The sequence below is a fragment of the Sphingomonas sp. GC_Shp_3 genome (assembly GCF_026540945.1).
Lineage (GTDB): Bacteria > Pseudomonadota > Alphaproteobacteria > Sphingomonadales > Sphingomonadaceae > Sphingomonas.
Map to the genome: position 1 here is coordinate 366,892 of NZ_JALNUT010000002.1, position 19,637 is coordinate 386,528.

Annotated in this window: 20 protein-coding genes and 1 other RNA gene; 9 read left to right on the plus strand and 12 right to left on the minus strand. The window is 69.0% G+C overall.

The window, feature by feature from the left end:
* Positions 1-38: 38 nt before the first annotated feature.
* Positions 39-935, minus strand: coding sequence for a LysR family transcriptional regulator (locus OXR00_RS07385; protein ID WP_267387498.1), 897 nt, complete (start codon positions 933-935; stop codon positions 39-41).
* Between the two features lie 91 nt (positions 936-1,026).
* On the opposite strand from OXR00_RS07385, the gene OXR00_RS07390 reads away from it, so the two are divergent.
* Positions 1,027-1,812: an alpha/beta fold hydrolase gene (locus OXR00_RS07390; protein ID WP_267387499.1), complete on the plus strand. Its 786-nt coding sequence runs from the start codon at positions 1,027-1,029 to the stop codon at positions 1,810-1,812.
* Here the strand turns inward: OXR00_RS07390 and OXR00_RS07395 are convergent.
* Positions 1,809-2,750: a cation diffusion facilitator family transporter gene (locus OXR00_RS07395; protein WP_267387500.1), complete on the minus strand. Its 942-nt coding sequence runs from the start codon at positions 2,748-2,750 to the stop codon at positions 1,809-1,811. The two genes, OXR00_RS07390 and OXR00_RS07395, sit on opposite strands and share 4 nt — an antisense overlap.
* Before the next feature lie 142 nt (positions 2,751-2,892).
* Here OXR00_RS07395 and hrpB point away from each other — a divergent pair, with 142 nt between their 5' ends.
* The 3 genes from hrpB (at position 2,893) to OXR00_RS07410 (ending at position 6,083) form a co-directional block, all read left to right on the plus strand.
* On the plus strand, positions 2,893-5,361 hold the full coding sequence (hrpB, locus tag OXR00_RS07400) for an ATP-dependent helicase HrpB (RefSeq protein WP_267387501.1): 2,469 nt from the start codon (positions 2,893-2,895) through the stop codon (positions 5,359-5,361).
* A gap of 32 nt (positions 5,362-5,393) precedes the next feature.
* A complete protein-coding gene (locus tag OXR00_RS07405) occupies positions 5,394-5,675 on the plus strand; it encodes an ETC complex I subunit (protein ID WP_267387502.1) in 282 nt (93 codons plus the stop codon).
* 153 nt (positions 5,676-5,828) lie between these two features.
* On the plus strand, positions 5,829-6,083 hold the full coding sequence (locus OXR00_RS07410; RefSeq protein WP_267387503.1) for a hypothetical protein: 255 nt from the start codon (positions 5,829-5,831) through the stop codon (positions 6,081-6,083).
* A gap of 72 nt (positions 6,084-6,155) precedes the next feature.
* On the opposite strand, the gene OXR00_RS07415 is transcribed toward OXR00_RS07410, so the two are convergent.
* Genes OXR00_RS07415 through OXR00_RS07430 form a run of 4 tightly spaced genes read right to left on the minus strand, consistent with a single transcriptional unit; the run spans position 6,156 to position 8,798 of the window.
* On the minus strand, positions 6,156-6,671 hold the full coding sequence (locus OXR00_RS07415; RefSeq protein ID WP_267387504.1) for an NUDIX hydrolase: 516 nt from the start codon (positions 6,669-6,671) through the stop codon (positions 6,156-6,158).
* Complete coding sequence (locus OXR00_RS07420; RefSeq protein ID WP_267387505.1) at positions 6,668-7,333, minus strand: hypothetical protein; 666 nt, start codon at positions 7,331-7,333, stop codon at positions 6,668-6,670. The genes OXR00_RS07415 and OXR00_RS07420 overlap by 4 nt, the downstream gene beginning before the upstream one ends.
* Positions 7,333-8,199, minus strand: coding sequence for a TPM domain-containing protein (locus tag OXR00_RS07425; RefSeq protein WP_267387506.1), 867 nt, complete (start codon positions 8,197-8,199; stop codon positions 7,333-7,335). Before OXR00_RS07425 ends, OXR00_RS07420 begins: the two co-directional genes overlap by 1 nt.
* A gap of 14 nt (positions 8,200-8,213) precedes the next feature.
* Complete coding sequence (locus OXR00_RS07430) at positions 8,214-8,798, minus strand: LemA family protein (protein WP_267387507.1); 585 nt, start codon at positions 8,796-8,798, stop codon at positions 8,214-8,216.
* 85 nt (positions 8,799-8,883) lie between these two features.
* Between OXR00_RS07430 and mscL the strand changes: the two genes are divergently transcribed.
* Entirely contained in the window at positions 8,884-9,324 is a 441-nt protein-coding gene (gene mscL / locus OXR00_RS07435) for a large conductance mechanosensitive channel protein MscL (RefSeq protein WP_267387508.1), read from the plus strand.
* Between the two features lie 7 nt (positions 9,325-9,331).
* Here the strand turns inward: mscL and OXR00_RS07440 are convergent, their stop codons facing one another.
* Entirely contained in the window at positions 9,332-9,766 is a 435-nt protein-coding gene (locus tag OXR00_RS07440; RefSeq protein WP_267387509.1) for an Rrf2 family transcriptional regulator, read from the minus strand.
* Positions 9,767-9,808: 42 nt separating this feature from the next.
* Between OXR00_RS07440 and ssrA the strand changes: the two genes are divergently transcribed.
* Positions 9,809-10,158, plus strand: a transfer-messenger RNA (tmRNA) gene (gene ssrA, locus OXR00_RS07445).
* Between the two features lie 252 nt (positions 10,159-10,410).
* Here the strand turns inward: ssrA and OXR00_RS07450 are convergent.
* The 5 genes from OXR00_RS07450 to OXR00_RS07470 are packed head-to-tail and all read right to left on the minus strand — an operon-like array spanning position 10,411 to position 16,377.
* Positions 10,411-10,896, minus strand: a complete 486-nt coding sequence (locus OXR00_RS07450) for a hemerythrin domain-containing protein (protein ID WP_267387510.1) — start codon at positions 10,894-10,896, stop codon at positions 10,411-10,413.
* A gap of 60 nt (positions 10,897-10,956) precedes the next feature.
* A complete protein-coding gene (gene smc, locus OXR00_RS07455; protein ID WP_267387511.1) occupies positions 10,957-14,370 on the minus strand; it encodes a chromosome segregation protein SMC in 3,414 nt (1,137 codons plus the stop codon).
* Between the two features lie 23 nt (positions 14,371-14,393).
* The gene (locus OXR00_RS07460; RefSeq protein WP_242147418.1) at positions 14,394-15,143 is read right to left on the minus strand and encodes a thioredoxin domain-containing protein; all 750 of its coding nucleotides are present in this window, start codon (positions 15,141-15,143) and stop codon (positions 14,394-14,396) included.
* A 29-nt stretch (positions 15,144-15,172) separates the two neighbouring features.
* A complete protein-coding gene (locus OXR00_RS07465) occupies positions 15,173-15,850 on the minus strand; it encodes a thioredoxin domain-containing protein (protein ID WP_267387514.1) in 678 nt (225 codons plus the stop codon).
* Positions 15,847-16,377 carry a DciA family protein gene (locus OXR00_RS07470; protein ID WP_267387515.1) on the minus strand — a complete coding sequence of 177 codons (531 nt, stop codon included), beginning with the start codon at positions 16,375-16,377 and terminating at the stop codon, positions 15,847-15,849. The genes OXR00_RS07465 and OXR00_RS07470 overlap by 4 nt, the downstream gene beginning before the upstream one ends.
* A gap of 26 nt (positions 16,378-16,403) precedes the next feature.
* Here OXR00_RS07470 and OXR00_RS07475 point away from each other — a divergent pair, with 26 nt between their 5' ends.
* Genes OXR00_RS07475 through nudC form a run of 3 tightly spaced genes read left to right on the plus strand, consistent with a single transcriptional unit; the run spans position 16,404 to position 19,623 of the window.
* Positions 16,404-17,441 (plus strand): A/G-specific adenine glycosylase, encoded by a 1,038-nt coding sequence (locus tag OXR00_RS07475; RefSeq protein WP_267387516.1) that lies wholly within the window; start codon positions 16,404-16,406, stop codon positions 17,439-17,441.
* On the plus strand, positions 17,438-18,757 hold the full coding sequence (locus tag OXR00_RS07480) for a serine hydrolase domain-containing protein (RefSeq protein ID WP_267387517.1): 1,320 nt from the start codon (positions 17,438-17,440) through the stop codon (positions 18,755-18,757). Before OXR00_RS07475 ends, OXR00_RS07480 begins: the two co-directional genes overlap by 4 nt.
* Positions 18,754-19,623 (plus strand): NAD(+) diphosphatase, encoded by an 870-nt coding sequence (gene nudC / locus OXR00_RS07485; protein WP_267387519.1) that lies wholly within the window; start codon positions 18,754-18,756, stop codon positions 19,621-19,623. Before OXR00_RS07480 ends, nudC begins: the two co-directional genes overlap by 4 nt.
* Positions 19,624-19,637 lie beyond the last annotated feature (14 nt).

Sequence of the window (19,637 nt, forward strand, 5' to 3'; positions counted from 1 at the left end):
GGCTGGGCAACATGCGCGCCGCACGGATGCGGGTGTGGTCAGGCCCTCTGCACGGCATGCGCCCGCGCCGCGCCGGCAAAGTGGCGCAGCGCGGTGGACAGGTCACCGCGCCGGTGCGCGATTGCCATGCGCACGCTGCGGCGCACGTCGCTGAGGTCGAGGTAGACGACACCCTGGATCAGCGCGCTCCGCATGCTGTCGGGCACCAGCGACACGCCGAGTTCCGCCGCGACGAACGCCAGCACCGAGGCGATCTGCGGCGCGGACTGGCCAAGCATCGGCTCGAACCCGGCGTCGTGGCAGGCTCCGATGGCAGCATCGAACAGCGTCGGGCCGAGATCGCGCGGGGTCAACACGAATGCCTCGCCCGCGAGGGTTGCGAGCGGAAGCGCAGCGTTCCGGGCGGCCGTGTGCGCGACCGGCACGGCGGCGACCAGCTGCTCGTCGTCGAGGTCGTGGATCGCGAGCCCGGCGAGATCGACCGCATCGGGGCGCAGGAACGCCGCGTCGAGCATGTCGTCGCGCAATGCTGCGACGAGATCGAGCGAATTGCCCTCACGCAAGCTCAGTTCAACGTCGGGGAAGCGGCGGCGGTAGGCGCGGATCACGCTCGGCACGATCGGGTTGAACGCCGCTGATCCGGTGAAACCGACCCGCAACGCGCCGGTTTCGCCACGCCCGGCGCGCTGCGCTGCGTGAATCGCGGCCTCCGCCAGGTGCGGCAGATCGCGCACCCGCGCCTGAAACGCCGCCCCCGCTTCCGTCAGCTCCGCGCCGTGCGGCACGCGGTGGAAAAGGCGAGCGCCAATCTCCGTCTCGAGATCGCGGATCTGCTGGCTGAGCGGTGGCTGGCCGATCCCAAGCCGTCGCGCGGCGCGGGTAAAGTTTCCCTCCTCCGCCACCGCGAGGAAGTAACGAACGTGCCGCAGCTCCATAGCTATCTCCAAAAGCTATCACGATGATGCATGCCAGATATTAGACCAATGACCGGCGATACGCCACATGATGTGCAACGGAGACTCGCTCATGTTCACCGATTTTGACGCTTTTGGTTTCGTCCCAGCCGTTGACGATCAGGATTTCGCCACGCTCGCGCCGGTCCCACAGCCGTTGCTGCCGACGGTGTTCCTGCCGGGCCTGCTCTGCGACGCGGCGTTGTGGCGGCCGCAGATCGACGCGCTCGCGCCGCTGGTCGCGCCGATGGTGGCGGACCTCACCCTCGACGACAGCGTCCCGGCGATGGCGCGGCGCGTGCTGGCGGCGGCGCCACCGCGCTTCGCGCTCGTCGCGCTGTCGATGGGCGGCTATGTCGCGCTCGAAATCCTGCGGCAGGCGCCGGAGCGGGTGACCTCCGTCGCGCTGCTCGACACCAGTGCGCGCGCGGATTCGGCGGAGCGCGCGGAACAGCGCCGGGTGGGGATGGCCTCGCTTGAACGCGGGCGCTTCGTTGGCATCACCCGGCAGTTGCTGGAGCGGCTGGTCGGCGCGGACAAGACGGACGGGCCGGTCGCGGAAGCGCTGAGGGCAATGGCGCTACGCGTCGGTGGTGCTGCGTTCCTGCGCCAGCAACATGCCATCCTCGACCGCGCCGACCTGCGCCACATCCTGCCCGGCGTTCGCGTGCCGGTGCTGGTCGCGGTCGGCGATGGTGACCGCATTACGCCGCCCAGCGACGCCGAGGAAATCGCGGCGCTGATCCCCGGCGCGCACCTGCATGTGTTCGAAAACTGTGGCCACCTGCCCGCGCTGGAACTGCCCGAGCAGACCACCGCGCTTCTGAAATGGTGGCTGGCGCGCGACCGCGCCGCCTAGCAGCCGGCTTCGCAGTCGGTGGTTTCGACCTGCACGGTGGCGTGGCCGATGCCGAAGCGCGTGCGTAGCATCTCCTGCGTTTCGAGCAGGAAAGCGTCGCCCGGCTGACCGGCTGGCATCAGCAGATGCGCGGTCAGCACCGTCTCGGTCGTGCTCATCGGCCAGATGTGGAGATCATGGATACGCGCCACACCCGGCAGCGCCTGTAGCGCCGCCCCGACCGCGTCATAGTCGATCGCGCGCGGCACCGCCGCCAGCGACATTTCCACCGATTCACGCAGCAACCCCCAGGTCTGCCACACGATCAGCAGCGCGATGACGATGCTCACCGCCGGGTCCAGCCAAGTGAGGCCAGTGAGCAAGATCACGCCGCCGACGATCACTACGCCCGCCGACACCGCCGCGTCGCTCGCCATGTGGAGGAATGCGCCGCGGATGTTGATGTCGTCCTTGCGCCCGCGCGCGAACAGCAGCGCGGTCGACAGGTTGATGACGAGGCCGACCGCCGCGACCGCCGATACCGTCGCGCCCGCCACCGGCGCGGGCGTGGCGAGCCGCTGTGCCGCCTCCAGCACGATCGCGCCGAGCGCGACCAGCAGGAAGATCGCGTTGAACAGCGCGGCGAGGATAGTCGAACCCTTGTAGCCGTAGGTGAAGCGCTTAGACGGCGCACGCCGCGCGAGCGTCGCGCCGCCCCATGCGACCGCGAGGCCGAGCACGTCGGAAAGGTTGTGCCCGGCATCCGCGAGCAGCGCCACCGAATCGGCGACGAAGCCGAACCCTGCCTCCACCACGACGAACGCGATGTTGAGCGAAATGCCGATCAGGAACGCGCGGTCGAAGGCTGCGGGCGCGTGGGAATGCCCGTGGCCGTGGCTGTGGCCGTGCGCATGGTCGTGGCCGCCATGATCGTGCGCGTGATGGTGATGGCCGCCCAAGGGAACTCCGCGCGTTGCTTGCTTCCGCGACGGTTAGCACCGCCGCCGCAGGTGATACTAGGACAAGACAGGTAAAATCGCCGTCATGCCGACAGGCGGACACGACTTTCGCGCGCATAGGCCTGCGCCTATGGCAAGGATCGTGACCGAACCCACTTTGCCCGTCCTCGCCGTTCTGCCTGACCTGCTAGCCGCCCTGCGCGCAGGAGCGAACGCGGTGCTGGTGGCACCACCAGGGGCGGGCAAGACGACGGCGGTGGCGCCAGCCTTGCTGGGTGAGGATTGGTGCACCGGCGAGATCCTGCTGTTGTCGCCGCGCCGGCTGGCGGCGCGCGCGGCGGCGGAGCGGATGGCGGTTCTGGCGGGGCAGACCGTCGGGCAAACCTACGGCTATGCGACGCGGATGGATAGCAAACGCTCGTCCACGACCCGCGTCACGGTCCTGACCGAGGGCATTTTCGTCAACCGCATCCAGAGCGACCCGGAACTGACCGGCGTGTCGGCGGTGCTGTTCGACGAGGTGCACGAACGCAGCCTCGACAGCGATTTCGGATTGGCGCTGGCATTGGACGCGCAAGGCGGGTTGCGACCGGACCTGCGGCTGGTGGCGATGTCGGCGACGCTGGACGGCGGGCGGTTCTCGGCGTTGATGGGTGCAGCCCCGGTGATCGAGAGCGCGGGGCGGATGTTTCCGCTGACGCTGCATCACCTCGGTCGCGCAGGTGAGGCGCGGATCGAGGATGCGGTGGCGGCCGCGATCCGCACCGCGCTGCGCGAGGAGGACGGCGGTGTGCTCGCCTTCCTGCCCGGCGTCGGTGAGATCGAGCGTACTGCCGAGCGGCTGGCCGGATTGGGCGACGGCATCGCGCTGCACCGGCTGCACGGGAACCTAGACCCCGGCGCGCAGCGCGCCGCGATCGCGGCCGACCCGCACGGGCGGCGCAAGATCGTGCTGGCGACCGCGATCGCGGAAACCAGCCTGACGCTCGACGGCATCTCGGTGGTGGTCGATTGCGGCCTCGCGCGGCGCCCGCGGTACGACCGCGCGGCGGGGATGACCCGGCTCGTCACCGAACGCGCGAGCCAGGCGGCGGTGACGCAGCGCGCCGGCCGCGCCGCGCGCCAGCGGCCGGGCACAGCCTACCGGTTGTGGGAGGAAGCCGCCACCGCCGGGCTGCCGCGCTTCGATCCGCCCGAGATCCTGGAGGCGGACCTGTCGGCGCTGACGCTCGACTGCGCACTTTGGGGGGTAAGCGACCCGCGCGGGCTGGCGTGGCTCGATCCGCCACCCGAGGCCGCTGTCAATGAGGCGCGCGCGCGGTTGCGCACGCTGGACGCGATCGACGACGGCGGACGCCCGACCGCGCATGGCGCAGCCATTGCGAAGCTGCCGCTGCCGCCGCGCCTCGGGCATATGCTGGTGCGTGCCGGAGACATCGGGCTGGGCGCGGTGGCGGCGGAGGTGGCGGTGCTACTCGGCGAGCGTGGGCTTGGCGGCAGCGACGCCGATCTCGAAATGCGGCTGCGGCGCTGGCGTGGCGAGCGGGGTGCGCGCGCGGAGGGCGGGCGGCGGCTGGCGAAACGCTGGGCAAGCCTGGTCCGCCACGCGGGCGCGGCGGGTGAGGACGGCCTTGCCACCGCGATCGCGCTCGCCTTTCCGGACCGGATCGCGCGGCGGCGCGATGCCAGCGGCGAAGCATGGGCTTCGGTTGGCGGACGCGGCTTCCGGCTCGATCCGACCTCATCGCTCGCCCGCGCGGAGTGGCTGGCGGTGGCCGAGACGCAGGGCATGGCGGCGGGCGCGCGCATCCTGTCGGCCGCGCCGATCGACCAGGCCACGGTCGAAGCGCTGTTCGGAGACGCTATCGTTACGCACCGCACCGTCGCGTTTGATCCGGCGACCGGGGGCGTGCGCGCCACGCGGGAACGGCGGCTCGGCGCGATCCGGCTGTCGAGCGGCCCGGATGCCGATCCCGACCGCGATGCGATTACCCAAGCGTTGCTTGATGGCGTTCGCGCAGGTGGCTTCGCGCTGCTGCCGTGGAGCGAGGCGGCGCAAGTGCTGCTCGCCCGGATCGCGTTCCTGCGCGATCAGGGCCGCCCGGTCGAGGCGATCGACGCGGCGGCGTTACTGGCGCGCGCCGACGAATGGCTGACGCCGCTGCTGACCGGCAAGCGGCGGCTCGACGCGATCGACCCGGGCGCGCTGGCGGAAGGCTTACGGGGGGTGATCGGCTGGGACACGCTGCGACTGCTTGATGCCGAGGCGCCGACCCACTTCCAGTCGCCGGCCGGAACCAGCCACCCGATCGACTATGCGGCCGAAGGCGGCCCGCGCGTCGACCTGCGCCCGCAGGCACTCTTCGGGCTGGCTGCACACCCGAGCGTGGCGGGCGGGCGCGTGCCGCTGGTGCTGAGCCTCACCTCGCCTGCCGGCCGGCCGATCCAGACCACGCGCGACCTGCCCGGTTTCTGGAGCGGAAGCTGGGCCGATGTCGCGCGTGAAATGGGCGGTCGCTACCCGCGCCACCCCTGGCCGGACGACCCCGCCGCCGCCGTGCCGACGACGCGCACGAAAAACGCGGATGCAAGGGCGCGTTCCACGCGTTAAGAGGGTTCGATCAAGAGGGAAACCGAACACCGATGGCTACCGCCCGTATCTACCAGCACCCGAAGAATGCGATGCAGTCGGGCCGCGCCCGCACCAACGGCTGGATGCTCGATTTCGAGCAGGCAGAAGCACGCTCTGCCGATCCGCTGATGGGCTGGGCTGGCTCGGGCGACACCCAGAACCAGGTTCGCATGGCGTTTCCGACATGCGAAGCCGCAGTCGCCTATGCGGAACGCGAGGGGCTGGAATACTTCGTCGTGGCTGCACCCGAACGGAAGCTGAAGTTGCAGGCGTACGCGGATAATTTCCGGTAAGCTGGCCTGCCTTGCAGCGTCGTCCGGCCCTGCCGCGATGGCAGGCGTTGCGAACGTTTACGCGCGGGCGGGAGACTGCTTACGCCCAGTCGCGGACATTGCGGACTCATCCGTTGTCCGCCACACCGTGCCCGAAGCTGGAGGCGTTTGGCTGTGATCAGTGATCTGCTCAGCTATGCGTCAGCTATCTGCGGCGTCGCGGTTGTGATCATGATGGCGATGCGGCCACAATATCTTCCCGCACTCGCGCGCTACGCTCTGGTAGGTTCGGCCTTCGGCTTGTTTATGTCGAGCCGATACGCAGAAGTGGATCATTCCGTTCACGCCACCGTTTTCGCATGCGGCGTCGCAGGAATGATGATTCTTGTAACTGTGCGTCACATACAGGCATTTCCGCCCGTCCGTTGATCCTCCAATCGGCCGCTTGCCACCATTCTCGAAGCAAGTTCTGCCGGTTCCCGGCAACCACCGGCAAGCCGTTCACCCCAAAATCGACGCACCCAGCAGCAGCAGCAACTTTACATCCACCGCCAGCCCTTCGCCGCGTTTGGCGGCGATGAACTTCGGTAGCGCGGTAAGCGCCACGCGGTGAACGGTGATGTTCTCGCCCGGCACGCCGCCGCCTTCGCTGACTTTGGTGAGGCCGCTCGCGCGCACCAGCGTGAAGCTTTCCGACACCATCCCCGGCGAGGAGCAGAACGCGCCGATCACCTCGATATGCGCGGAGCGATAGCCGGTTTCCTCCTCCAGTTCGCGCGCAGCCGAGTGAGCGATGCTCTCCCCTTCGGTCTCGTCGCCGACGAGGCCCGCAGGCATCTCGATACAGGAGCGGCCGAGCGGCACGCGATATTGCTCGACCAGCAGGACGTGGCCATCCTCGACCGCAAGGATCACCGCCGCGTGGATGTCGCGTGCGCGGCCGACATATTCCCACGTGCCCTGCTTGCGCACGGTGATGAACTTGCCCTGCCATACGGTCTCGACAGGATCGCTCACAGTTCGATCACCCGGTCGGGGAGTTCGTTCACGTCATCCTCCGTCTTGGGGAAGGTCTCCGACAGGATCGCGCCGATCGCTCCGACGGCGGCGACCATGCCGTCGCCAGCGCGGCCGTCACGGACATGCGCGACGAGCGCGGCCATCGCGTCGCCCCAGCGTTCGGGCGGGACCGCGCGGTGGATCGCCGCGTCTGCCACGATCTCCGCCATGCGTTCCTGCGTCGAGAGGTAGAGCAGGATACCGACGCCCGCCTGCGTGCGGTTCTCCGCGCCGATCTTGAAGCAGAGCAGCGCGCGCCGCCGCACCCGCCGCCGCCGCGTGGTGCGCGGGGTGAGCGCGGCGCGCACCGGCGCCCAGCCGACGAAGTAGCGCACGATCAGGAACACGACCGTCTGCACGACCAGCAGCACCAGCAACGCACGGCCGAAATCGGGTTCGGCCCAGGCATCGGCACCGATCAGCAACCAGTGCCATCGGAACGCGGCCAGTGCGGTGACGAGCAGCATCGCCAGTGCCGCGAACTGAAGCGGCACGTCGTTATACCGGTCCGAGTCGCGGGCGACGATCGTGACGATCTCGCCATCGGTACCGCGCTCGGCCTCGGCGACCGCGGCGGTGATCCGGTCACGATCGGCTGGGGTAAGGGCAAAGCGCGCCATCACCAGTCTCCCGAGGCGCCACCGCCCCCGAAATCGCCACCACCGCCCGAAAAGCCGCCGCCATCGCTGCTGCCGCCGCCCCAGCCGGACGATCCGCCACCCCACGATCCACCTCGGTCGCGGCTCGACAGGCCATCGAGCACCGACCACAAGGCGACGTTCGCCACCGTGCTGCCGATGCCGCTTCCGCCTACGCCGCCGCCCCCGCCGGTGTAACGCTGCCCGCCGGCGCCACGCCGGAAGAACGACAGGCCGACAAAGGCGACGACCAGCACGATTAGGATGACCGGCACCGCCGCGAAGCCGGCGTTGGCGTCCTGCCGACGCGCCTGCTGCTGCTGCTGCGTGGCGAGAATTTTGGCGGAGCGTTGTTCGGCTGCCTCCAGCGGCAGTTTCATCTGCTCGGCGATGGCATCCGCGCCGGCGACGATGCCGCCGGCCATGTCCCCGGCCTTGAACTTGGGCAGGATCGTCTGGTTTATGATCACGCTCGACAGCGCGTCGGTCATGATCGGCTCGAGCCCGCGACCGACCTCGATGCGGACCTTCCGCTCCTTCGGCGCGACGATCAGGATGATGCCGTTATTCGCGCCCGCCTGCCCGATCTTCCACGCGCGGCCAAGCTTGTAGCCATATTCCTCGATCGGAAAGCCTTGCAGATCGGGAAGGGTGGCGACGACGAACTGTCGCGACGACGCCTTCTCGATCTCAGCCGAACGCGCGGTGAGTTGCGCGATCTGCGCCGCGTCGAGCAGATGCGCGTCATCCACCACCCGCCCGGTAAGGGGCGGAAACGTCTGTGCCGTCGCCGGCGCGGCCACCAGCAGCGCAGCGAGCAGCAGCAACATCCACCGAAGCAGCGGCATCGGCCGCATCCGGCTCAGTTACCGTTCCCGAAATCGACCTTTGGCGCGGTTTCGGCGGCGGGCGTCGTCGCCTTGAACAGCACCATCGGCTTGGCGCCGTAGAAGATCTTGGCGCCGATCGCGTCGGGGAAGGTGCGGATGGTGACGTTATACGCCTGCACGGCGGTGTTATAGTCCGACCGCGCGATCGTGATGCGGTTCTCGGTACCTTCGAGCTGGCTCATCAGCGTGGTGTAGTTGCCCTGCGATTTCAGGTCCGGATACGCCTCCTGCAAGCGTTGCAGCGACAGGCTCAGCGCACCCTGCACCTGCGCGAACTGCTGAACCTTGGCGGGATCCTTCAGGTCGTCGCCCGACACCTTGACCGTGTTGGCGGCGGCGCGCGCCTGCGTCACCTCGACCAGGATCGATTTCTCCTGCGCGCCGGCCGCCTTCACGGTGGCGACGAGGTTCGGGATGAGATCGGAGCGGCGCTGGTACTGGTTCTCGACCTCGCCCCACTTCGCCTTGGCATTCTCCTCGGCGGTCGGCACGGAGTTCAGCCCGCAGGCGGACAGCATCGCGACGGCGGCGATCGTGAACACGGCACGAAACTTCATCGATTACCTTCCCTCAAGTCTTGGCGGCACCGTCTTACCCGGATAGCATCGTCGCGCGGAAGCAAAATCGCATGGGGAAGCTGCTGTGATCCAGGAATTCAAGGCGTTCATCGCGCGCGGCAACGTGCTCGATCTCGCGGTTGCCGTCATCATCGGCGCGGCATTCGGCAAGATCGTGTCGTCGTTGACCGACGATATCATCATGCCGGTGATCGGCCTCATCACCGGCGGCCTGGATTTTTCCAGCCATTTCATCATCCTCGGCAAGGTGCCCGAGGCGCTGGCGGGATCCTCCGATTATGCCGCGTTGAAAAAGGCCGGCGTCGCGGTGTTCGGCTACGGCGCGTTCATCACCGCCGCGGTCAACTTCCTGATTCTGGCGTTCATCATCTTCCTGCTGGTGCGCGCCGTGCACCGGCTGACGGTCAAGCCCGAGGTACCCGCAGCTGTCGCGCCGCCGGAGCCGGCAGACATCGCGCTGCTGCGCGAGATCCGCGACGAACTGAAGAATCGCCCGACAGTCTGATGGTAGTTCAGGCGGCGGCGAGCACCTCGACCGCCGCCGCGTCGGCGAGGCTGGTGCCATCGAGGATGCGCGCGGTTTCGTCGCGAACGCGCAGCATCGCACGGCGGATCGCGCACGCCGCCTCGCTCTTGCAATCGGTGCAGGAACGATAGGCGGTGCGGCTGACGCATGGCACGAGCGCGAGCGGCCCCTCGATCACGCGGATGATTTCACCCAGCGAGATCAGGTGGGTCGGCCGCGACAGGCGGTAGCCTCCCATCTTGCCGCGATGGCTGTGCAGGAAGCCGGCTTCGCGCAGATCCGCGAGGATGAGTTCGAGGAACTTGCGCGGCACGTTCGCTTCGGTGGCGATGCGGTTCATCGGAATGGGCGCGGTGTCGGCGGGAGCTTCGGCAAGGAAGATCATCGCGCGGAGCGCGTATCGGGAACGCTGCGTCAACATAGTTCAAGCGCTATGGGCGCCTAATGTGGCGAGCGGAAGGCGCCCCTTTGCAATACGTTTCGGCTGCCCTATATGGATCGTGCAGGCCGGTTCGTCCGGTGGCTATGGCGATAAAGTGCGGCGTGAAATAGATGCAGCGGACCCGGGGGCAGTACCCGGCGACTCCACCACAGCCTGTTCTTTCAGGACGGGCTATGACGGGGTCGAACCAGGATCGACGTGTATTGAAAGGCGCTGTTTTTGCCCGGGCTGAGTAACCCGTTCAAGGCTCAAAACCACAAGTGCTAACGATAACGAAGCACTCGCGATTGCCGCGTAACTGAAAGCCTAACGGCTTAGGTTACGACGCATAAACGCGGTTCGGGCCGCACCGGGCAACAGAAGCGGACACCGGCGGTACGGGGGGCACCGAGCAACAGAAGCTCCCCACTTCCTCTTCTATGCATTCCGGACGGCGGACTACCGGTCGCCACCGTTATCCATGAGGCCGGAGCGACCGGCGTTCCGTCAGGCACGCTGACGTCAGCACACGCGGCGCTGGTTCTGCGGCACCCCCAGGCTGAACTCCGGTGTTCGCCGCAGCGAGCGGAGCGGGCGGAATGGTAGCGGACGTGCCACCGTCCGCCCCGCTTCCACCCTGACGCTTATTCCCGCTCGTCGCTGCTCGGCGGATTGGCCTTGGCCTCGGCGCTTTCGATCGGCTTGCGCTTCTCGTACACCTCGGCGAGGTGGGCTTCGGTTTCGTCGGAGAGTTCCTCGGCAGCGGCGGGGAACATCTCCTCCTCTTCCTCGGTGATGTGGTGCTCGTAACGGCGGCGCATGTGGAAGAACTTTTCGCTCCAGGCGTCCGAGCCGAACTCAAGGTCGCTCATTTCGCCGATGAGATCGTCGACTTCCTTGTGCTCCGACACCGAATGGCGCGCATCGTCACGCAGTTCGGGATCGCCAAGCATGGTCGCGTACAGCGATTCTTCCTCGGCGGCGGCATGGCCCTGCAACTCGACCCGGAACGCCTCAAACAGAGACTGACGCTCCTCCGATGCGCCGGTGAGCTCACCAAGCTGCTTGAGCATGTCGCGCTGCTTGTCGTGATCGCGCTTGAGATCGAGGTAGATTTGCGCTTCGGCCATAACGGTCCCCTGTGCGTGGAGTATCGCGGCACCAACACTCGGCGGCGTGCTAAGGTCCGCTCAGGCGGCGAGCAATCCGGTCGCGCCGCCAAGATCGACCGAGACCAGGCGGCTGACGCCCTGTTCGATCATCGTCACGCCGAACAGCCGGTGCATGCGGCTCATCGTCACAGCATTATGCGTGACGATAAGGTAGCGGGTCAGCGTCTCACGCGCCATCGCGTCGAGCAGGTCGCAGAACCGTTCGATATTGGCATCGTCGAGCGGCGCATCCACCTCGTCGAGCACGCAGATCGGCGCCGGGTTGGTGAGGAACAGGCCGAAGATCAGCGCCACCGCCGTCAACGCCTGTTCGCCGCCCGACAGCAGCGTGAGCGATTGCAGCCGCTTGCCGGGGGGCTGCGCCATGATCTCCAGCCCCGCCTCGAGCGGATCGTCCGAATCGATCAGTTCGAGATGCGCCTGCCCGCCGTTGAACAAGGTAGTGAACAGCCGCCGGAAATGCGTGTCGACCGCCTCGAACGCGGCGAGCAGGCGCTGCCGCCCCTCGCGGTTGAGCGTGCCGATCGAGCCGCGCAGCCGGTTGACGGCGAGGCCGAGTTCCTCGCGCTCGGCGGCGTTGCCGGCGCTGGACGCTTCAAGCTCGGCGAGTTCCTGCCCGGCGACGAGGTTGACCGGGCCGATCCGCTCACGATCGATGCTGAGTTTCTCGTGAGCGGCGGATTCTTCGGCCGGTGTCCGAACGGTGGCGCCGTCGAAGCCGACGCGTTCCGGCAGCAGTACCGACGGGCATTGGAAGCGTTCGCCGGCAAGCCGGTTCATCTCGATGCGGCGCAGTTCCTGGTTTTCGGCACGGGCGGCCGCACCGGCACGCGCTTCGCGCGCTTGCGCAAGCGCCTCGGCAGCGGCGTGGGTGCGCGCTTCGGCGTCGCGCAGGGAAACCTCGGCGGCGCGTTCGGCAGTTGCGGCCTCGTCCGCGATGGCACGGGCTTGAGTATGCGCGGCTTCGGCGGCGGCGATCCCGGCGGCGAGCGCGGCGGGGCGGTCGGCCAGCGTCACCGCCTCCGCGCTCAAGTCGGACGCGCGCCGGTCCATTTCGGCGATGCGCTTGGCCGCCTCGCCCGCGCGGGAGCGCCAGCCCTTCGCCTCGGCAGTGCCGGCGGCAAGACGCTCGCGGGTATCGGCGATCGCGCGGTCGAGCCCGGCGCGTTCGGCGCGGATGGTGGCGATGGCGGCGCGTTTCGCCTCCGCGTCGGCAGAGAGCGCGGCGACGCGGGCGCGGGTTTCGCTGCCGTCTGGTAGCGCGGCGCGGGCGATGGTGGCGCGATCGACCTCGGCGGACGCCTCGGCATGTTCCCCGCGCACGCGCTCACTCCGCGTGGCGAGATCGGCGCGTTGCGCATCGAGCCGTTCGAGCGCGGTGGCGGCGCGATCCTCGGCGCGGGCAGCGTCGCGCGCGGTGGCTTCGGACGAATCGAGCAACCGGCGGGCGTCGGCGGCGACGCGGCGCGCATCGGCGATGGTGACGTCGATGCGGCGCAACTCGCCATCGGCGGCGTCCACCGCGCGCACCAGATCGGGCCGCACCTGTTCGATCGCGCGCAGGCGGTTGAGCCGTGCGAGCCGCTCCGCCGCCGCCGCCCCGCCGCTGCGCGCGACATACCCGTCCCAACGGCGCAGCACGCCCGCCAACGTAACGATGCGCTGACCGACCGCGAGCGGCGCGCCCGCGTCCGTGTCGGCAACGAACACCTGCGCGAGCCGCCGGCCGATCGCATCGGGCGCGGCGACGTGGCCGATGAGCGGCGTCGTGCCGGATGGCGCAAGCGGATCGTCGGGCTGGATCGACGCACCCGCCCAATGGCGCTCGGCGGTCGGGTCCAGCCCGGCTTCAAGGTCGTCGCCAAGTGCCGCCGCCAGCGCGCGTTCGTAGCCGGGCTCGGGGCGGACGTGATCGAGCAGCCGGTCGCGTCCGTCGCCCCGGCGCGTCGCCTTGCTGAGCGCAGCCGCCTCGCTATCGAGTGCGGCGAGGTCGGCGTGCGCGGCGGAGCGCTGCGACTGGGCATGGTCACGTGACCCGATCGCGGCGCGTTCGCTGGCATCCGCGCCGGCCAGCGCGGCCCGCGCCGCCTCGGCATGACGCAGCGCCTGTGCGCGAGCCTCGGCGGCGCGGGCGCGTTCGGCGAGCAATGGTGCGGCGTCGGCGAGTGCGTTCGCCTCGCCAGACACGCGGGCGAGATCACGCGCGGCGCGCTCGACGCGGGCGCGGGCGGCGGCGAGCGCGGCATCGGCGACGCGGACGTCGGCGATCTCGCTGGCCTGCGCGGCGAGCCCCTGCGCGAGCATGACCTCGGCATCGCGCCCTGCCCGCTCCGCCTCGGCGACCGCAGAGTCGAGTTCGGGTGCGCGCGCAGCCGCCCCGGCAAGCCGTGCGTCGAGCGCCTTCGCCTCGTCCGCCAGCCGTGCGATCGCCGCGGCGGCGTCGCTCGCCAGCGCGCCCTCCCGCGTACGGTCGGCGGCGAGTCGGGCGGTGCTGTCGTCGAGATCCTTGATCCGGCGCAGCACCGTGGCATGATCGGCGCGCAAGCCGGCGAGGATGTGCCCCGCCTCGCTCGCCGCATCGCGAGCCACCTGCGCGGCGGCGCGGGCCTGGGCCACGGTTTCGGTCGCTTGCGCGCTATGAACAGCGGCGGCGCGCTGCGCTTCGGCGGCTTCGCTCACACGCGTTTCGCAGGCGGCGGCTTCGGCCTTGGCGGCATCGGATGCAGCTTGCGCGTCGCGCCAGCGTGCGAAGATCATCCGCGCTTCGGCGATGCGGATCTGATCGGAAATGGCGCGGTACCGTTCCGCCTGCCGTGCTTGGCGGCGCAGCGACGCGACGCGCGCGTCCTGATCGGAGATCAGTTCGTCAAGCCGGGCGAGATTGGCTTCGGTGGCGCGCAACCGGGCCTCGGCATCGCGGCGGCGGACATGCAGGCCGGCGATCCCCGCCGCTTCCTCCAGCATCGCGCGGCGTTCGGCAGGTTTGGCGGCGATCACCGCGCTGATCCGGCCCTGGCTGACCAGCGCCGGCGAATGCGCGCCGGTGGCCGCATCGGCGAACAGCAGCGACACGTCCTTGGCGCGCACGTCGCGCCCGTCGATGCGGTAGGCGGAACCGGCGCCGCGTTCGATGCGGCGGACGATCTCGGTCTCCTGCGGGCCATCCGGGCCGTCGACCTCGGTCAACATCGACACTTCGGCGAAGTCGCGCGGCGGGCGGGTGGAGGTGCCGGCGAAGATCACGTCCTCCATCCCCGCCCCCCGCATCGACCGGGCGGAGGTCTCCCCCATCGTCCAGCGCAACGCCTCGAGCAGGTTCGACTTGCCACAGCCGTTCGGGCCAACCACGCCGGTCAGGCCGGGTTCGATGCGCAGATCGGCTGGATCGACGAAGCTTTTGAAGCCCGACAATCGCAGCCGTTTGATCTGCACGCCCCCGCCCCCGGTCGGCCGCTTTACAGTGCGCCGGCAGCCTTCAGCGCGGGTTCGAGCTGTTCGTAGGCGGCGGCATTGGGCACCACCTTGCCGTTGACGATGAAGGTCGGCGTGCCGGTGATGTTGTACTTCTGGTTGGCGGTATCGGTCTGCTTGGCGATCGCCTCCAGCGCCTTGGGATCGTTGAGGCAGGCGTTGGCCTTCGCCTCGGGCACGCCGCGCTGCTTCACGAAATCGACATAGCCGTAGAAATTGGCGAGATAGCTGATGACCTGCGCGGGCGAAGCGTTGCTGAGCTTGGCCTGCTCGGCGGGCGAGATCTGCTCCTTGCGATAGATCAGCGTTTCCTGGTTGGCGAACATCTGGTCGAGCATCGGGAAGAACTGCGCCGGCTCGACACACTGGCCGAGCAGGATCGGGCCGAGATCGAGCTGGTTGTGGACCGGATAATCGTGGAATTCATAGGACAGCTTGCCCGCCGCGATCGGCCCGGCCTTCAGCTTGGGCAGACCCTCGGCATCGAACACACCGCAATGCGGGCAGGTGCGCGAACCATATTCGATCAGCTTCACCGGCGCGTCGGGATTGCCCATGCGATAGCCGCCATCGTCGGTCTTGGCGACGACATCGACCCACTTCTCACCGGCAGGCGCCGCCTTGGCGGTGGCCGGCGCGGCGGGGGATGCGGTATCGGTGTTGGCGTCGGCGGCGGGCTTGCAGGCGACGAGGGTGGTTGCCGCGAGGATGGCGACCGCGAAACGGGTGTTCATGGGTAGATCAGCTCCTGAGGGTGTCGGGATCAATGGGCGCCGGCGGCGCGGAGCGCCTTTTCGAGATCGGGCCAGCCTTTATAGTCATAGGCCGCGCCGTTGAGCAGGAAGGACGGGGTGGCGTGGATCGCCTGCCACGAGGCGTCACTCATCTTCGCGATGGCGTCGATCGCGGCGGTGTCGGCAAAGCAGGCGTCGAACGCGGCCTGGCTCATGCCGCGCGCACGCATCAGCGTGTCGAGACCGGCGCCGGCTGCGACCTTCTGCAACTGCACGTTGATCGGATAGCTGGCGATCCGTGCAGCATTGAATTCGCTATATTTTATCGCTTCCGGCAACCAAGTGTCCTGCGCGGCGAAGATCGCTTCGGTCGCGCCGGAGAAGCCCGCCGGGCCGGCACAGCGCGCGAGTTGCGCAGCGGCGAGGTCGGCGCGGTCGCGGACCGCGTTGCGCAGTTCCACGCTGACCGAGCCCGATTTGACGAACTGGCCCTTGAGCGTGGCGGCCGATTCCTTGCTGAACGCGGCGCAGTGCGGGCAGGTGTAGCTGAGATATTCGACCAGCTTCACTTTCGCCTTGGGATTGCCGATCACGTACGATCCGGTCGCTGTTTTGGTGGCGACTTTGGTCCAATCGGGCGCGGCTACGGCAGGCAACGCGGTGGCAAGCCCGACCAGAACCAGCAACGCGAACAACCAACGCTTCATTCTTCACCCTTTCCGATCACCGGCGTGCCGCGCGTCGAGGCGACACCTGCCGCCAGCGCTTCCAGCACCGCCTTCAATTCGGGATCGGCGATGGTGCGGAGACTCATGCCAAGCTCGGCCGGCACCGGCTTGAGCGACGGCGGTGCCGCACGCGGGCGCGGCGCGGGCACGTCGCCCTGCCGGATGATGACGCGCGCCACCGCCGCATAGCCGAAGAAGCGGTTGACCCGCTCGACGATCTCGGGCGCGATATGCTGCATCATTGTGGCATGCGCGCCGCGCACGACGAGGTTGAGCGTGCCGCCGGTACGCTCCCCCATCGGGAAGCGGATCGATTCGGGGGCGGACACGCCGGCATAGCGGCTGCCGACGATCTCACCCCAGCGGGTGACCACCGCGCTCTGCACGAAGCCGAAGCGACGAAACGCGGTGCGCGTCGCATCGGGCAGCAGTTCGGACACCGCACGTGCCGCACCGCCGCGCCGGGCGGGCGGCGCCGGTTCGGTGGGAGGACGGCGTTTGCTCATGCGGCCGTCCATGCCATAGCCGGGGCGTGCCCGCCAAGCTTTCATCCATCGCCGCCGCTCTCCTCGACTGGTACGACCTCCACGCCCGCGCGCTACCGTGGCGCAGCCCGCCGGGGGAGCCGCGCGCCGATCCGTATCGGGTGTGGCTGTCCGAGATCATGCTCCAGCAGACCACGGTGGCGGCGGTGCGGCCGCGCTTCGAGTCGTTCGTGGCGCGCTGGCCGAGTGTCGAGGCGCTGGCTGCGGCGGACGATGCCGAGCTGATGGCGGCGTGGGCAGGGCTTGGCTATTATGCCCGCGCCCGCAATCTGATCGCCTGCGCGCGGGTGGTGGCGGCTGCGGGGGCGTTCCCGGAGACCGAGGCGGGGCTGCGTGGCTTGCCCGGCGTCGGCGCCTATACCGCCGCCGCCGTCGCCGCGATCGCGTTCGGCGAGCGGGCGGCGGTGGTCGACGCCAACGTCGCGCGGGTGGTGGCGCGGCTGTTCGCGATTGCCGCGCCGCTGCCCGGCGCAATGGAGGCGATCCGCGCCGCCACCGACACGATCACCCCCACCGACCGGCCCGGCGATTTCGCGCAGGCAATGATGGACTTGGGGTCAAGCATCTGCACCCCGCGCAAGCCCGCCTGCCTCGCCTGCCCGCTGCATCCATCCTGCGCGGCCTATCTGGCGGGGGAGCCGGAAGCGTATCCGGTCAAGCCGGCCAAGACCGCCAAGCCACAGCGTTACGGCACGATCTTCTGGCTGGAGGATACCGGCCGGGTATTGCTGGTGCGCCGCCCGCCCAAGGGTCTGCTCGGCGGGATGCGCGCGCTGCCGACGGGTCCGTGGGCGAGCGTGCCGCCGGTGCTGGAGGCGGCGCCGGCACCGTCCAACTGGCAGATGCTGCCGGGGACGGTGGGCCACGTCTTCACGCATTTCCGCCTCGAACTCGCGCTTGCGGTCGGGCAGGCGCACGGGCATGCGGCGGCGGGCGAATGGTGGCCGGTGGCGGACCTCGAATCGGCCGGTCTGCCCACCGTGTTCGCCAAGGCGGCGGCTGAGATCAGGAGATTGAGCGCATGATCCGACAGATGGTTTTCGCCGGCGCCCTCGCCGCCGTGCTGGCGGGAGCGGCGTTCGCCGGTCAGGCCGTACCGTCGCCTGCCCCCAATGCCGCCCGCCCAAGCCCGTTGCCCGCAACGCAAGCACTGTTCGACAGCTATATCCGCGAGGATAAGATGCCGGGCATCGTCGGTGCGTTCGGCGCGGGCGATATGCCAACCGTGTTCGTCTCGGCCGGGCGCATCGCCGACGAGGCGACCGCCCCGGCCGCCGGGCCGGACAGCCTGTGGCGGGTCTATTCAATGACCAAGCCGATCACCGCGCTCGCCGCGATGATGCTGATCGATGAGGGCAAGATCAAACTCGACGAGCCGGTGTCGGACTTCATCCCGGCGTTCAAGAATATGCGCGTGCAGATCAGCCCCGATTCGCTCGCCAGCAAACCCGCCGCGCACGCCATCACGATCCGCGAACTGCTGACGCATACCGCCGGGCTCGGCTACACCATCGTCACGCGCGGGCCGCTGCTCGATGCGTATGAGAAGGCGGGCATTACCCCCTTTACCGCCGATTCGAAGAGCGAGGCGCGGATGCGGCTAACCCGCCCGAAGACGCTGGAAGAGTTCGCGAACAAGGTCGCGACGCTGCCGCTGATCGCCGAGCCCGGCACCAAATGGAGCTATTCGATCGGCCTCGACGTGATGGGCCGCGTGATCGAGGTGGCGAGCGGAATGCCGTTCGATTACTTCCTGCAATCCCGCATATTCACGCCGCTGGGCATGACATCGACGTTCTTCACCGTGCCGGCGCGCGCGGCGAACCGGCTGGCGACCGGCTATGTCTGGGTCGGGCAAGGCCGCATCCCGCTCGACCGGGGGATGAGTTCGGTGTTCCTCCAACCGCCGAGCTTCCCCTATGGCGGTGCCGGGCTGGTGACGTCGGCGCGCGATTACGATCGCTTCACGCATCTGTTGCAGGATGGCGGCACGCTTGGCGGCGTGCGGCTGCTGAAACCGGAGACGGCGGCGCTGATGATGTCCAACCTGTTGCCGCCCGGCGTCGTCTACACCAGCGTATCGGGCGCGACCGGCGGGACGGCGGGCGGGCCGGCGACAGTCGGGTTCGGTGCGGGTGGTTCGGTCAACCTCGTCGATGTGCCCGGGCGCGCGGCGAAGGGCACCTATGCCTGGGGCGGTGCGGCGGGGACATTGTTCTGGGTCGATCCGGTGCGGCACACGCGCGGTACGGTGATGGTCAATTATCTGCCGAGCGACAAATGGCCGATCCGCAGCGACGTGACGCACGCGCTGCTCACCGATCTGGCGCGCTACCGATGATCGCGACGGGGTTTACCGGCGGGCTGCTCGATCGCTCGGACGCGTTGCGGCATGATGCCGAGGGGTTGCGCGCGGCGATTCGCGATCCCCGCGCGCGGCTGTTGCGGCTCGACGGGTACGAGCCGGATGTGGACGGCGACGGGCGGCTGGTGTGGGACGCGATGGCGGATGCGCCGGCGGGGGCCGAACCGGTGCTGCTCGGCGTCGACGCGGGCGTGCCGTATTTCGCCGCGTTCGTCGCGGCGGGTGCGGCGCCGTCGTTCCGTTCGGCGCGGGTGATGGGGCTGCTCGACCAGTTCGCACCCGGCGAGGCGGCGACCTATGCGGCAGCGCGCAGCGTGCTCGACTGGCATGCGCGGCACCGGTTCTGCGCGAACTGCGGCACCGCCACCGCGCTGTTCCGCGCCGGCTGGGGGCGGCGCTGCCCGAACTGCGGGACCGAGCACTTCCCGCGCGTCGACCCGGTCGTCATCATGATCGCCGAGCACGACGGGCGCGCTTTGCTGGGGCGGCAACCGGCGTTCCCGCCGGGGCGCTACTCTGCGCTCGCCGGGTTCCTCGAACCGGGCGAGAGCATCGAGGAAGCGGTCGCGCGCGAGATCCACGAGGAAGCTGGCGTGGCGGTGACTGACGTGCGCTATATCGCCAGCCAGCCGTGGCCGTTCCCGTCATCGCTGATGATCGCGTGCGTGGGGACCGCGCTGGACGATGCGATCACGCTCGACACGCATGAGCTTGAGGATGCGATCTGGGCGACCCGCGCCGAGGTTCGCGCCGCACTGGCGGGGGAGCCGGGGCGGTTCATCACGCCACCGTTCTATGCGATCGCGCATACGCTATTGAAGGTGTGGGCGGAGCAGGACTGACCGGGCGCCCGCGC

Bases quoted from the DNA above. Each gene is read 5' to 3' on its own strand.
- OXR00_RS07385 (WP_267387498.1), bottom strand. From the start codon at position 935: ATGGAGCTGCGGCACGTTCGTTACTTCCTCGCGGTGGCGGAGGAGGGA.
- OXR00_RS07390 (WP_267387499.1), top strand. From the start codon at position 1,027: ATGTTCACCGATTTTGACGCTTTTGGTTTCGTCCCAGCCGTTGACGAT.
- OXR00_RS07405 (WP_267387502.1), top strand. From the start codon at position 5,394: ATGGCTACCGCCCGTATCTACCAGCACCCGAAGAATGCGATGCAGTCG.
- OXR00_RS07420 (WP_267387505.1), bottom strand. From the start codon at position 7,333: ATGGCGCGCTTTGCCCTTACCCCAGCCGATCGTGACCGGATCACCGCC.
- OXR00_RS07425 (WP_267387506.1), bottom strand. From the start codon at position 8,199: ATGCCGCTGCTTCGGTGGATGTTGCTGCTGCTCGCTGCGCTGCTGGTG.
- OXR00_RS07430 (WP_267387507.1), bottom strand. From the start codon at position 8,798: ATGAAGTTTCGTGCCGTGTTCACGATCGCCGCCGTCGCGATGCTGTCC.
- OXR00_RS07440 (WP_267387509.1), bottom strand. From the start codon at position 9,766: ATGTTGACGCAGCGTTCCCGATACGCGCTCCGCGCGATGATCTTCCTT.
- OXR00_RS07450 (WP_267387510.1), bottom strand. From the start codon at position 10,896: ATGGCCGAAGCGCAAATCTACCTCGATCTCAAGCGCGATCACGACAAG.
- OXR00_RS07460 (WP_242147418.1), bottom strand. From the start codon at position 15,143: ATGAACACCCGTTTCGCGGTCGCCATCCTCGCGGCAACCACCCTCGTC.
- OXR00_RS07465 (WP_267387514.1), bottom strand. From the start codon at position 15,850: ATGAAGCGTTGGTTGTTCGCGTTGCTGGTTCTGGTCGGGCTTGCCACC.
- OXR00_RS07470 (WP_267387515.1), bottom strand. From the start codon at position 16,377: ATGAGCAAACGCCGTCCTCCCACCGAACCGGCGCCGCCCGCCCGGCGC.
- OXR00_RS07480 (WP_267387517.1), top strand. From the start codon at position 17,438: ATGATCCGACAGATGGTTTTCGCCGGCGCCCTCGCCGCCGTGCTGGCG.
- nudC (WP_267387519.1), top strand. From the start codon at position 18,754: ATGATCGCGACGGGGTTTACCGGCGGGCTGCTCGATCGCTCGGACGCG.